Raw genomic sequence first — 11,793 nt, 5'->3', positions numbered from 1 at the left:
ATTATGATGCTTTCTTCGTGAATCCGCACTAATAAAGCATAATTATTGTATGATTACATAATAATTTTCCGCATTAGGATTAGTACTCGGAACATAAAAAGAATAAGCATTAATATACGAATCTGTATGGTTAAGACCATAATTATAACAATTATAACCGTTGTAACCATACCCAATTTCTATATTTTCTCCATAGCTCAAAGTAGCGGCGTCTAAATACTCCGCAAGAAAACCACCCCATCTGGATAGTGGCTCAAATACTGTTAATACGTTGCTACTTTGATTATAGTTTTGTGTCGATGTTCCAGTATAAACCGTCCACGAATTGATAGGAATATAAGAAGATCCGGAACCTTGAAACTTTTTATAGACAGTGGACTCACCCGGATATATATATGCTGCAGTTTGACCTTGCACTACTGGGGTGCAGTTATTAGGATTTATAGCGGTAACTATACCAGTAAAAAACCTATATCCACCGCTAGGAGAAGTAGGGTCGGTAAAATTATAGATATGCATTTCGTCTTCAGTACTATATTGTGCCTGTGCAAAGCCAAAGACTAAAGACATCAGTAGAGTGGTAAGTATTTTTTTCATTTTTTGAGTTTATTTAGTTAATGATAAAGAAGATCTATATTTTGACATATTTTGCTGATACACCCTAAAAGCGTCATTAATTAAATCTCCATCGCTTAAAGATCTTAAATCGGCTTCTGTTTTTCCAGAGGAAATAATAATTTTCTTGGCAAGTGGTGCTAATAGATTGAAGCCTGCTTGGTTCAGCTGACCATTTGGATCTATGTATTTTTCCGGTCCATCTTTTCCGATTTTTTTAAGAGCAGCATCAAAATCGGTCATTTCTTTAGTCTTAGAATTATTGACTTTTTGCACCATCTCTTGATGCATCATCGATTCTTCTTGTTGAGAAGAAACTTTTTCATCATTTTGACAGGCAACCATAGCACCTGACATAATGAAAATAAAAATGAGTTTTTTCATACGTAAAATTGTTTTGTGTGTTAAAAATTTATTAAAATAGTTCAAATTATTATAAAATAAAAAGAATATTGATGAATTTTAAAACCTTTTTCGATAACATCTCTTTCAGATAAGTCAATATATTATTGCAATTTTAAAGGAATGACTAAGTAGATCTTTAACGCAACCAAGTGTTGGTTAGTGGTTCGCTAAAAATAGAAAATACGTTTGACCTCATGGATGTAATTCATTTCGCAACTTATATTTCTACACACGTAATGTTTGTGGTTATCATATTTTTAGATGATTCTAGATTCGGTTATTATGAGATGTCTAGTGAAATTATTATTTCTTTACAATGAGTTTAAATGTTTTTAGTACTTCCCCATTATCTGAAGATAAGTTGAGAATATAAGTTCCGGATATAATAAGATTTTCTAAAGAGAATTTGTGAATTTTACCTTTGGGTAAGTTTGCTTTATAGATTAGTTTTCCGGAAATGTCGAAAATATGAATTTTGCAATTTGTGGTGCTTAATAAATCTCCAGTTATGTTGAAATTCCCGTTATTCGGGTTATTAAAAAGCTTAATTTGATCAGCTTTTATACTCTCTGATGTTGAAAGGTTTTTGGGCGCAAACTTAGCAATAAAAAAAGTGTAGTCTGAACTGCTTGGTCCTGTTATTGGTAGGATTGCGGGTTGAAATGCTCCTTCTGTTGAGAACCCGTTGTGGTTTGCAGTAATTCCAGCCAAGTAGAATGACTCTGAATTATTTGAAAAAAAGGATTTTACAGATCCACCAAGGAATGTTCCTAAAGAAACGTCAGTAGCTCCGTAATAAGAAGAAACAACCAATTCTCCAGATGTATTAAACATTGCAAAAAAAATATCAGGCACATTCAGGTTGGGCTTTACGTTTACGAAGGCATTTGCGCTGGCAAGATTCTGACTGGATGTTGACCCAGAAATCAATATTTTGCTGCCTTTTACATCCAGACTAGAAAAATCATCTGATTCTATGCCTCCAAAGTAAGTGCTCCAAACTCGCTGTCCGGAAAAACTAAATTTGCTGATCACACTGTCTTGGTTTCCCATCGGTTGCGCCTGATACGCTCCTGCAGTTGCAAAATAGTTGGTATTATTGGGTGAGTAAATTTCAAAAGACAAACCTAATGTATAAATGCCGGTTTCTGTTACTTTTATTATGCCAACATTTCCATAATTATCAGAAGGTCCATAATATGTACCCCAGATTCTTTGGCCAGTATTGGCACTAAATCTCGAAATAGCACTGAGCGCTTTGGTTTGCTGAAATGTGCCGTTGGTGGCAAGTTGTGTATTTGTCCCTAAGAAATCTGAACTGGTAACTAAGTACAGATCTCCATTATATTCATCAAGAGAAAATATTTGTTCAGCAGGATAGTAGGTTGACCATATTTTTTGTCCCAAAGAATTAAGTTTTACGAGATAAGCATTCTTTCTAATGTTTCCATTTATGTAATCTAGTACAAAATTGCTTTGATAACTTCCCGTATCTGCTAAGTCTTGTTTTTTGGTAAGTCCTGAGAAGTATATATTTCCTGCATCGTCTGTTGTAAAGCTTAGATCTGAAATACCTGCAGGAATGAATGTTCTCCATAGAAATATACCGTTAGCGTCATACTTTGCTAAAAGTGATGTTCTGTTGTTTTCTATATCTTCTACTATAGAACTTGTAAGCCAAACTCCTGTACTTGCGGAAGCATTTAGTACATTTTTTGATTCGTTTATATAATAACTTCCATCCTGATCACGATATATTATTCTCTCACTTTCGGATGTGCTTAATGCAGCACTAGGAATCGCATATTTTGAATAGAGCAAAGAACCATTATTATTAATCTTTCCTTCTAACCGATTGAGTATGCTGGGAGTAAATCCTTGCATACCTGAAGTGATAAATTGGTTGTAATAACTGGTATTTGAGCTACTATTGTATTCTCTGTCAATGATAATATTACCATCATTAACCTCTATTGCTTTATAACTAGTGGGTCCCGTAGTTCCGTTGGTATGAACTCCACCAAAATAAGTTCCCCAGCTTCTTTCATAGACCTGAGAAACTTGTGCAGAATATAATCCTGCACAAAATATTAGAATGTAGTAATAAGAATTCCTCATCTTTACTGAATAACAAAGTATGTCACGCTGCCGACAGTAAACCATTGACCAAAAATTGGATAAGGGGCTGTACCTCCAACATTAGGAACAAATATATTAGAAGAACCGCATCCTATGCCACCTATTGAAAATCCACCATTTGGTATACCATTGCCCGTAGCTGGATCATTGACGGAAAATTTAGATCCCAACCACTTTGTTGAGGCAGAATAAACATTTAATATTCCATAAGGACCTGGTGCATTATAAACTTGCGTTCCATTACTCCACGAAACAACAATTGGAGACTGAACTAATGCATTATTATAACTAGTATACGTAAGAGGATTTCCTGTTACAGGATCTCCAGATAATATTGTTGGACTGCCCCACGTGTTAAGGTTAGGAGTACAACCGCCGGCTGTATTTCCCGGGTTATTAGCTAATAATGTAAAGTGCATATCATAGGAAGAAAAATTAAATATATTTATTTCTCCTTGTGAGTAAAATAGCTGAAATGAGATTAATGTAAATAAGAAAAGTATTTTTTTCATAATTATAATATTTATAAATTTGTTTTTTTACCTGAAGATTGTATATAGATTTTCATAGCCAAATTAATCGTTGCATCTCGATCTCCATAAGGTTCCACGGAAGCTTTTTGTCCTGATTTCTCTGCAGCTTTTAGAAGGTCAATTGCCGCCGGCAAAAGTATTTGCTTTCTTGCGTCACTTAATTCTTGTGGATTTTCTCTTGAGCCCGTTCCAATTAAAGGTTGACGATATTCTGGTTTTAATATTTCCTTCAGTGCATTCTCAAAATTAATTGTTTCTTTTGTTCTAGCTGTTAGATTTGTACTTTGGTTAACTTGTTCCACGGAATTTATTACTGCGTTTTCGCTAGCGCATGAAGTAATAAATAAATTACTGCTTAATAATACAGTGATAATAATTTTTGTCATATAATAACTTTTTTAGATTTGTTTTTAAAATATAAATAGGCAAATTTTTCAGAATTGGTTTTTGGAAAATTTGGTGTTTTAAGTATTAGATTTAGTGTCAATAATTAACATCTAAATGTTTACATGGATTCTTTGAGTAAAAAAGCAGTCAAGAGCATGAAGCTGTGAAAAAATATGACTTCGTATGGTTGTATTCGGCTTCGTATAGCCTGTACCCGATACATTTTTTAATAATTGCATCTCTCATATTAATGATTTTATTGGTGTGATTTGAATGTCACTTACAGTTGAATTCTTTGCAAATGTAAAAAAACAAATTTACAAACCAGCAATTTTTTTCTAATTTATTGTAAGATAATTATTCATAATCGAATTTTGTTGCGAGTTTATTCTAAATATTCTATAAAATTTTAAAGTTTTAAAATAATTTTATATTTATCCAGCTTCCATGTGAGATTCTATACCAAAATTCACGTCAAAAAATTAACATAATATATGTTTGCATGTCCTATGTTTATATTAAGGCAGTTTTTTACTTGCTAAGTTTCATGATATTATCTAGCATCACAATCTTTTGATTATGAAAGAATCTGTGGAACATATTATGGACCTGCAGGATCTGATTTGTCAGATATGCATTTGAATTTAAATTTGCAAAACCACCATCATGTTTAGGGAGGTGTGCAGATCAATAGTAACCTTTCAGCTCCATATTACAATCAGCATGTAACTATCGGTGGGCAGGACGTAAACATGGCATTTAGTACAAATGTTATCTATGGTCACTTTAACAATACCTAAAGTTTACAAAGTCTGATTTCCGTGGTGATTCAGCCGGAAACAATGTGTTTCAGACTAAATATTTAGATCATGCAGATAACGCGGGGGGCCAGTATTTCCTGAAATCATCATGTAATATTTTTACTGATATATCGACTGCTAATGCATGGTTTGGAGTGACCCCGTCATCGCTCCAGGACAACCGCATTCTTTGTTATACAAAAAAAATATAGCTGGAAATATCGTCTGGAAAACTTTTCTTCCGGGAAATGATTATGATTCTTATGTGTTGACTCAGACGAAAATTCAAATATTTTCGTGTATGGTTCAACTTATATTCAACAGGGTGTGACTACATCAGGGATGTAAAAGAAAATTATCAGGTGTGCTTTAATAATAACACCTTAAAAACTAATCGTTTTGTGAGACTTAAAATTACGGAAAAAAAGTGATGTTGTGATTATTTTTCAAATTTGAATCTCATAATCATTCCCAAAAATAGAAAACGGAATGTTGAGCGATGACTTTGCCCAGCATGTTTTAAAACAAGGCAAAGTAGCCATTGTTCCAGGCTCCGAAAGATGGTTTGGAAAAGGAGCTGAAGGTCATGTTAGCATCTGTTTCTCAACTTCGCAATAGATTTTGGAAGAGGAACTGGATAGGATTTTGAAGAGTTTTTAAAATAAAAAAGGGAGAACCAAAAAAGCTTATCCCTTTTTTTTGATTAATCATAAGATTTATTTTGAATACACCATACTACTTTTTTGTTTTCAAAAAATAGTAGATAAAACTACCCAAAATTGGAAACATAACAATAAGTAATGAATAGTTCACCCGTTCTCTTTTTGTTAACTTAGGATTGTTTTTTACTGTAACTAATCCCATTATGATTGCTGCTAAAATAATTATTATGTAAATGAAAGCAAATATTTCCATGGTTTAGATTAAATTTTAAGTTGGTTAATAATTCAATAGTATTATTTCCTAAAGCTCACAAGATGAGCAATTAAATATCCCGAGAAAGCCAAAAGACTTCCAAGACTCAGAACAGAGGGAAGATCCCAAAAATCCTGATAATATTTTACGAATGATACTGCAGAAGCCTGAACAGCAAATAAAATAGCGATTGGTTTCATAGTTTATTTTTTAAATTATTTATTTTTAGTCTTTAGAACCTTTGAAAGATATTTTATAAAAATTATGATAAGAGCACCGAAGCAGATTCCCCAATTAAAGGATTTCTTTACAAAGTCTTTAATTTCTTCATTCCCATCAGAGATCATTGTATCGAAAACTGAGGAGCTGAAAAATCTAGAGATAACGAATGCAATAATGATGAGCGGAATTGCATTGATAAATTTGTTTTTAGTGTTAGGAGTCATTTCTTATTCTCTTGTTTTATTAGTGTTTCTGTGAAAGTTTTTGATAGTTTTTATCATCAATATAAATACTGGTATATTTAAAAATAGTAGCATGTAGTTTCTCTAAAAATCAATAGATTCTTGAAAGAAGTTTGTTAACGCTGCTAACAATATTGCGAAGCTCGTGATGTAGAGCATCATGCTTATTAGAAATTGTGTTTTTGTTGGGTTTTCAAGCCAGTTACTTTTGTTATTCATCTTAATTAATTATTTAGCTTTTTGAAATAGTTTGTTAAAATTTTTGCAACTGCAATCGTTGCAAAGATGAGGACAACCAGAAGCATATAGTTTTCTCTGAAGGCCGGTGTTTTTTCAAAAAGTTCTGTCATAACAGCTACTATTAAAACAAAGCTTGTTGTGTACCAAGCTAAAACAGCTATTAATTGTGTTTTTGTGGGATTTGTTACCCATGTCGTTTTTTGTTTCATAATTTATTTTAAATTTTATTTGTTTCTGTGGCAAATATATATTGGTAAAAAGTCTTATTCCAAATCCTCTAAATTTTCATGCTATCTAAAAGGATAAATTATATTTTTGGGTAGAAAAATTATCTTTCTCAATGGGAAAACAATCTTTCTGAATAGAAAAACTTAAAAATTAATACTCTGATTAACAATTGCTTGACATGCATTTGTGTTTTTGTGAAATATTTCCGTTATTTGGCAGATTAATCGACTATTTCATGACCAAATTTCGACGACTTTATAAATTTCTATTACTTTTTATTCTTTTTTCTTACTGTGTAAATGGACAAGAAAAGACGGAAGTCAAGGAGTTTTCAAAATTTGAAAAAATTAAAACTAAGATCCTCAGTACTAAAGACAGGGAAGAGGCTTTTTTGCTCTCAAAAAATTATGTGACTTTAGCCAAAAAAGAAGGAAATTCTAAAGAACTACTTGATGCCTATGATTTTGCCTCTGGCACAGCTACGGACAGCTCAGGATTAAAGTATGGAGATAGTATTTTAACTTTAGCTATTAAGCTGCATGATCAAGTCGCAATAGGAAGTTCATATTTCACAATCGCAAATGGAAGTATAATGATATACGACTATAAGAGAGCGATAGAATTTTCAATAACATCTTACGATTATTTTAGAAATCAAAATTCTGATGAATTATCAAGAAAATCCCTTTTTACAATCGGAAAACTTAGACTAATAATTGGTGAGGATGAAGAGGCCAAAAAACTTTTAAAAAATCAATATTTATATTTTAAAAAACATCAAATCAATAACGATAGCAAATTGTGGTACAGTACTTTTTTAACTGCTATGATTCTCACAAATGCAAAATTAAAAGAACATAAAGAGAATGATTTACTTATAAAAGAAGCCTACAGTTTCTACAGTAAAAACAGAGATTTCAATTTTTATAAATTTCATATATATTTTAGTGACGCTTATAATGACTTTTCAATGGGAAAATATTCATCTGCGATAATTAAAATTAACAATGCTTTAGATATAATGCATAAAATAAATTATCGGGTTCCTGAAAATGTTAGTTTTCTTTTGGCGCAATGTTATTGGAAATCTGGTGAAACAGAAAAAGCATTCCCAATATTTAAACAGATAAGAGACAACTATTTTAAAAACCGTAAGACATCTCCTTCCTTTCGCCCCGCATTTGATTTTTTTACAGAATATTACAAAAAGCATGGAACTACTGAACAGCAATTAGCTTCAATGAACGATCTTCTTGAATTTGATAAATATGAAAGAGAAATCCATAAATATATCCAAACTAAACTAAAAGAATTTGACGAAAAATATAAGATAGAAGAAGATGAAGAAAGTAATACTCTGAGTGAAATCATGAGTTACGTGATTATTTGCTTAAGTTCTCTCGCTATAATTTATTATGTTTTTAAGAAAGTAAAATCTAACAAAACCCGTGAACAAAATAATATTTCCAATACTCAAAATTTTAGTGAAGAAAAAATAGACGAAGAAACTCAACGACCTAAAACCACAGAAGTTTTTGCTCAAGAGGAAATTGATTACGATATTTACAGACCCATCAACAAACTGACTGTTGAACAAATTTTAAAAGCAATGAACAGTTTTGAATCATCTTTTGGATTTCTTGAACAAGATTTAAAGCTGACCTCTCTTGCCCAGAAATTAAATACAAATGATAAATATCTAAGTAAAATAATTAAGATAAAAACAGGAAAAACATTCAATGCTTACCTTACAGATTTAAGATTTAAATATCTTGATGAAAAATTGAAAACAGATTCTCAGTTCAAAAACCAAAAAATCAAGGACATTTCATCAAATTTAGGATTTGGAAGTCCGGAATTTTTTGCGACAGCATTCAAGGAAGAATATGGTAAATCACCTAAAGAATATTTTGAAAGTTGATCGTTTTTTGAGATTTATCTTTTTTACTAATTTATCTCTGATTGAATAGATTATATCTAAAATCTAAATCTTCCATTTTATGAATTTGTACCAATGTTGATAAATTCATACTATTTTTATTTTTTAAAACCACTTCAGCATTGTAATTATTGATGTGTAACTCCTGCATAAATGCATTAGTATGAAGCAAGTAGGTATATCCTCCATAATAAAACTCATACAATCGATAGTTTTTATGAAGTTCTAAATGAGGTTTCAAGAAGTGAAGTTTAGGATTATCAAACTGCTCCTGATCAATGAGTATCAAAGGATGTCGAGGCTTTAAGTAATATAGAGGAATGTCGTTTAGGTTATAACGAGAAAACTCTCTGATAAAATTAAATTCTTCAGAATGAGAATCTCCGCATATTCTTTCTCGTTCTTCTAAGAATATTTTATATATCCCTCGCTTGAAACTTCTAGCAAAATTTTCTTGAAATTTGCTTTGAAATCTATACTTCATTTTGATACTAACCTTTCTTTGTTGCAGATTTACTTTAAAATATTCTGAGCTAAACCTTTTATAAGAAGAAATATTTTTATTATCTGAAATTAAAAATCTTGATAGATTAAATATCTCCTTGATAGCTAAATCCACAGATGGTTGAAAGCTTTGTTTTTTTCCAAATGCAAAGTTGCAATCGTCGCATACATTTAAGCAGATATTTTTTCCTCCAAGTGATTGTGGAAAAGTATGCGCTAAAGTATTAAAATTTATATCACTATCATTTCGGCTACACCAAATGCATGTTTTCATATAGAGTTATAATTCAAAATTTCATACTTTAAAGATAAAAACAATTATAAATCGTTTTTTGAGATTAATTATAAAATTTTTGATGAAGTCAAATTTCATCAATTTATCATAAAAAGAAATTATAGATCAAGGGAAATGTTATAAATGAGAACCTAAGATTTTGTTTAAACAAGCAAATTTTAACTATCTAAATGTAGGCGAAAGTTTTTTTAAACAGACTTTTTTCCTATAATTAATAACTCGTCCCAATTCGTTGTATATCTTGGGCTTCGATGCTCCTTAATCAAAGCCCATTCTTTTTCTCTATTTCCTACTGTTGCAACTTTAACTTTATTCTTCCCAAATTTATTATTTAAAGTATCAATTACATCTGTAATTTCTTTGCTTTCACTTTTACTTTTCGTCTCAAACAAACTAGTTTGTATTTCATCATCAGGGACTAAATGCAAAAGATTTATACCCACTTTTTTATATCGATATCCCGGTTTATAAATTTGCTTTAATCCTTTAAGTGCTTCTTTTGTAAGCTTGACCGTACTGTTAGAAGGTCTTTCAATTGAATAATTGGTTTACGTAGTGATTTATTTTTTCAATTTGTTTCGCTTCGGTCTTTTGTAAAATGATGTCATCAATTATTTCATCCTGTTCCTCTTTACTTAATGCTTTAAATGATTTCAAAACATCTGCATCTTCAAAACATTTTAGAACATCAGCCTTGTTATCAATTTTCTCATTGGTATGAAGGAATAGGGTAACGTTGACGGTATCGCCACCGCTTTTCCCAATTTCTTTTCTTATGTCTCCATTAATAGAGATCATTTTATCTGCGTCTGTTCTGGGCGCCAGATTCATTACTTTCAGTTCATAATCATCGATCAATCCGGATACTTTTAGCGCTCCCCAACTTCCATCAATATCTTTGGTGTCAGGAATTACAAGATGATAGGTCCACGCACCATTGCCGGGAATATATTGGAGTTTAAGCTTTTTATTTTTAATTATCTCTTTCATAGTTTTACTTATTATAATTAAATGTCGTTGACGAATTGATTAAGATGCTGACAAGCCTTAAAACTTTCAACCATGTCTGAAAAATTATCCTTTCCACGAAAAAAAGTATCAGGATGAAAATTTCTTACAAAGAATCCTTTCATTTTCAAAAACTCCTCTGCTGGACTATCTGCGTCAAAACCTTTGGGGATTTTCTGTAGACTTTCCTGCGCAACAATACCTTCAGGAAAAGCTTTGAGCAATTTTGTATCTTCAGCAATCTTCTTCCATTCATTGAAATTATGATCAATTTTTTCACGGATTTTCTTCAAGCGGTCAGGCTCCGGCTGAAAAGCACCAGCTCCGATGTAACATTCACCGGGACTCATCACCATAAAGTAACCCGACTTACCACTTTTTCGACCGCTTTCGGTAATAATGGAATATAGGTATGTTTTATAAGGCGATTTATCTTTTGTAAATCTTAAATCCCGGTTTAGTCCCGGAATACAGTCTTTCGCCTGAAATTCAGACCTAGCAATGGACTGATCAAATTTTGAGATGGCGCTGATAAGATTTTGATTGAAAGATGTATAATCCTCCAGCGTTTGATCGTATTCCATGCGATGCTCATCAACCCATTTTTTATTATTGTTGATGAACAAACCATTTAGAAAATCAAAACTTGATTTTTTAGCATAGTAAAAATTTAAGTAAATTTAGGAAATAATGTTGATTTACTTAAGAAAGTAAATTGATCGTATTTTGAGATTATTTGGTAGTATACTGTTTTTTAATATTATCAAATTGCGTTATGAGTTGATTAACTTCATCCTCATTTAATTTTCCATCAATAAAATCATCAAGTAGATTCGATAAAGGATTTATTCAGTGAATTTTTACTGGCTCTGTTAACTCTAAAGTTTTGAGTTCTGGTGTATTTAGCTTTAGAGTAAACTTTATAATATTTAGAATTGCTGAAATTTTAAGCCCTGTAGGTTCTTCCGAATTCTATAAACTATTTACATAAAGTGTTGCACTTTCATTTGAAAATCCATTTTGAGATAAATAATCTAAAAGTATTTGCTTTTCTTGCATTTGTACATTTTTTTAGATTCATCTTTTAGCTTTAGTATCAGTATAAAAAATAAAGCTACACTAGTAACCATAGTTGATAAGATAACCGCTGAGTAAATAATATCAAAATATAAATTTCTCACTTCTATCTGTATTAAAATAAAACACAAAAGAAACACTATTAAGAATAGAATAGATGTTGTATAGAGTAGCTTTTTATTTCTCATCGAATCGTTTTTTGAGATTGCAAATGCAGTATTATTTATCTTTTAATTTTGAAAAA

The 11,793-nt window shown here is 31.3% G+C and carries 14 protein-coding genes and 1 pseudogene; 2 read left to right on the top strand and 13 right to left on the bottom strand.

Going from position 1 to position 11,793, the window contains the following annotated elements; all coding sequences use genetic code 11:
- Positions 1-42 precede the first annotated feature (42 nt).
- The 5 genes from PGH12_RS01665 to PGH12_RS01645 form a co-directional block, all read right to left on the bottom strand.
- The gene (locus tag PGH12_RS01665) at positions 43-597 is read right to left on the bottom strand and encodes a hypothetical protein (RefSeq protein ID WP_267599917.1); all 555 of its coding nucleotides are present in this window, start codon (positions 595-597) and stop codon (positions 43-45) included.
- A gap of 9 nt (positions 598-606) precedes the next feature.
- Positions 607-999: a hypothetical protein gene (locus PGH12_RS01660; protein ID WP_267599916.1), complete on the bottom strand. Its 393-nt coding sequence runs from the start codon at positions 997-999 to the stop codon at positions 607-609.
- A 324-nt stretch (positions 1,000-1,323) separates the two neighbouring features.
- Positions 1,324-3,138, bottom strand: coding sequence for a T9SS type A sorting domain-containing protein (locus tag PGH12_RS01655; protein ID WP_267599915.1), 1,815 nt, complete (start codon positions 3,136-3,138; stop codon positions 1,324-1,326).
- Between the two features lie 2 nt (positions 3,139-3,140).
- Positions 3,141-3,671: a hypothetical protein gene (locus PGH12_RS01650; RefSeq protein ID WP_267599914.1), complete on the bottom strand. Its 531-nt coding sequence runs from the start codon at positions 3,669-3,671 to the stop codon at positions 3,141-3,143.
- 11 nt (positions 3,672-3,682) lie between these two features.
- Positions 3,683-4,078 carry a hypothetical protein gene (locus PGH12_RS01645; protein ID WP_267599913.1) on the bottom strand — a complete coding sequence of 132 codons (396 nt, stop codon included), beginning with the start codon at positions 4,076-4,078 and terminating at the stop codon, positions 3,683-3,685.
- A gap of 1,290 nt (positions 4,079-5,368) precedes the next feature.
- Between PGH12_RS01645 and PGH12_RS01640 the strand changes: the two genes are divergently transcribed.
- A complete protein-coding gene (locus PGH12_RS01640; RefSeq protein ID WP_267599912.1) occupies positions 5,369-5,497 on the top strand; it encodes a hypothetical protein in 129 nt (42 codons plus the stop codon).
- Between the two features lie 338 nt (positions 5,498-5,835).
- On the opposite strand, the gene PGH12_RS01635 is transcribed toward PGH12_RS01640, so the two are convergent.
- From PGH12_RS01635 to PGH12_RS01625, 3 genes are all read right to left on the bottom strand, one after another.
- Positions 5,836-5,994 carry a hypothetical protein gene (locus PGH12_RS01635; RefSeq protein WP_267599911.1) on the bottom strand — a complete coding sequence of 53 codons (159 nt, stop codon included), beginning with the start codon at positions 5,992-5,994 and terminating at the stop codon, positions 5,836-5,838.
- A gap of 15 nt (positions 5,995-6,009) precedes the next feature.
- Positions 6,010-6,240: a hypothetical protein gene (locus PGH12_RS01630; protein ID WP_267599910.1), complete on the bottom strand. Its 231-nt coding sequence runs from the start codon at positions 6,238-6,240 to the stop codon at positions 6,010-6,012.
- Positions 6,241-6,482: 242 nt separating this feature from the next.
- Complete coding sequence (locus PGH12_RS01625) at positions 6,483-6,707, bottom strand: hypothetical protein (protein ID WP_267597709.1); 225 nt, start codon at positions 6,705-6,707, stop codon at positions 6,483-6,485.
- 428 nt (positions 6,708-7,135) lie between these two features.
- On the opposite strand from PGH12_RS01625, the gene PGH12_RS01620 reads away from it, so the two are divergent.
- Positions 7,136-8,647, top strand: a complete 1,512-nt coding sequence (locus tag PGH12_RS01620) for a helix-turn-helix domain-containing protein (RefSeq protein ID WP_271286788.1) — start codon at positions 7,136-7,138, stop codon at positions 8,645-8,647.
- A gap of 31 nt (positions 8,648-8,678) precedes the next feature.
- Here the strand turns inward: PGH12_RS01620 and PGH12_RS01615 are convergent, their stop codons facing one another.
- The 5 genes and pseudogenes from PGH12_RS01615 to PGH12_RS01600 all read right to left on the bottom strand — a co-directional run bounded on the left by PGH12_RS01615 (position 8,679) and on the right by PGH12_RS01600 (position 11,152).
- Entirely contained in the window at positions 8,679-9,443 is a 765-nt protein-coding gene (locus PGH12_RS01615; protein WP_267597711.1) for an HNH endonuclease, read from the bottom strand.
- 209 nt (positions 9,444-9,652) lie between these two features.
- Entirely contained in the window at positions 9,653-9,907 is a 255-nt protein-coding gene (locus PGH12_RS01610) for a DUF4113 domain-containing protein (protein ID WP_267597712.1), read from the bottom strand.
- Between the two features lie 6 nt (positions 9,908-9,913).
- Positions 9,914-10,000 (bottom strand): annotated as a pseudogene (locus PGH12_RS19060) (hypothetical protein); the annotation flags it as partial.
- Positions 9,996-10,454: a DUF1905 domain-containing protein gene (locus PGH12_RS01605; RefSeq protein WP_267597713.1), complete on the bottom strand. Its 459-nt coding sequence runs from the start codon at positions 10,452-10,454 to the stop codon at positions 9,996-9,998. The pseudogene PGH12_RS19060 and the gene PGH12_RS01605, both read right to left, overlap by 5 nt.
- 17 nt (positions 10,455-10,471) lie before the next feature.
- Positions 10,472-11,152, bottom strand: a complete 681-nt coding sequence (locus PGH12_RS01600; RefSeq protein WP_267598287.1) for a DUF2461 domain-containing protein — start codon at positions 11,150-11,152, stop codon at positions 10,472-10,474.
- Positions 11,153-11,793 lie beyond the last annotated feature (641 nt).

The organism is Chryseobacterium sp. CY350 (assembly GCF_027945075.1).
In the GTDB taxonomy this organism is placed as follows: Bacteria; Bacteroidota; Bacteroidia; order Flavobacteriales; family Weeksellaceae; genus Chryseobacterium.
This window is presented reverse-complemented; position numbering and strand designations above follow the sequence as displayed.

Bases quoted from the DNA above. Each gene is read 5' to 3' on its own strand.
- PGH12_RS01665 (WP_267599917.1), bottom strand. From the start codon at position 597: ATGAAAAAAATACTTACCACTCTACTGATGTCTTTAGTCTTTGGCTTT.
- PGH12_RS01660 (WP_267599916.1), bottom strand. From the start codon at position 999: ATGAAAAAACTCATTTTTATTTTCATTATGTCAGGTGCTATGGTTGCC.
- PGH12_RS01655 (WP_267599915.1), bottom strand. From the start codon at position 3,138: ATGAGGAATTCTTATTACTACATTCTAATATTTTGTGCAGGATTATAT.
- PGH12_RS01650 (WP_267599914.1), bottom strand. From the start codon at position 3,671: ATGAAAAAAATACTTTTCTTATTTACATTAATCTCATTTCAGCTATTT.
- PGH12_RS01645 (WP_267599913.1), bottom strand. From the start codon at position 4,078: ATGACAAAAATTATTATCACTGTATTATTAAGCAGTAATTTATTTATT.
- PGH12_RS01640 (WP_267599912.1), top strand. From the start codon at position 5,369: ATGTTGAGCGATGACTTTGCCCAGCATGTTTTAAAACAAGGCAAAGTA.
- PGH12_RS01635 (WP_267599911.1), bottom strand. From the start codon at position 5,994: ATGAAACCAATCGCTATTTTATTTGCTGTTCAGGCTTCTGCAGTATCA.
- PGH12_RS01630 (WP_267599910.1), bottom strand. From the start codon at position 6,240: ATGACTCCTAACACTAAAAACAAATTTATCAATGCAATTCCGCTCATC.
- PGH12_RS01625 (WP_267597709.1), bottom strand. From the start codon at position 6,707: ATGAAACAAAAAACGACATGGGTAACAAATCCCACAAAAACACAATTA.
- PGH12_RS01615 (WP_267597711.1), bottom strand. From the start codon at position 9,443: ATGAAAACATGCATTTGGTGTAGCCGAAATGATAGTGATATAAATTTT.
- PGH12_RS01605 (WP_267597713.1), bottom strand. From the start codon at position 10,454: ATGAAAGAGATAATTAAAAATAAAAAGCTTAAACTCCAATATATTCCC.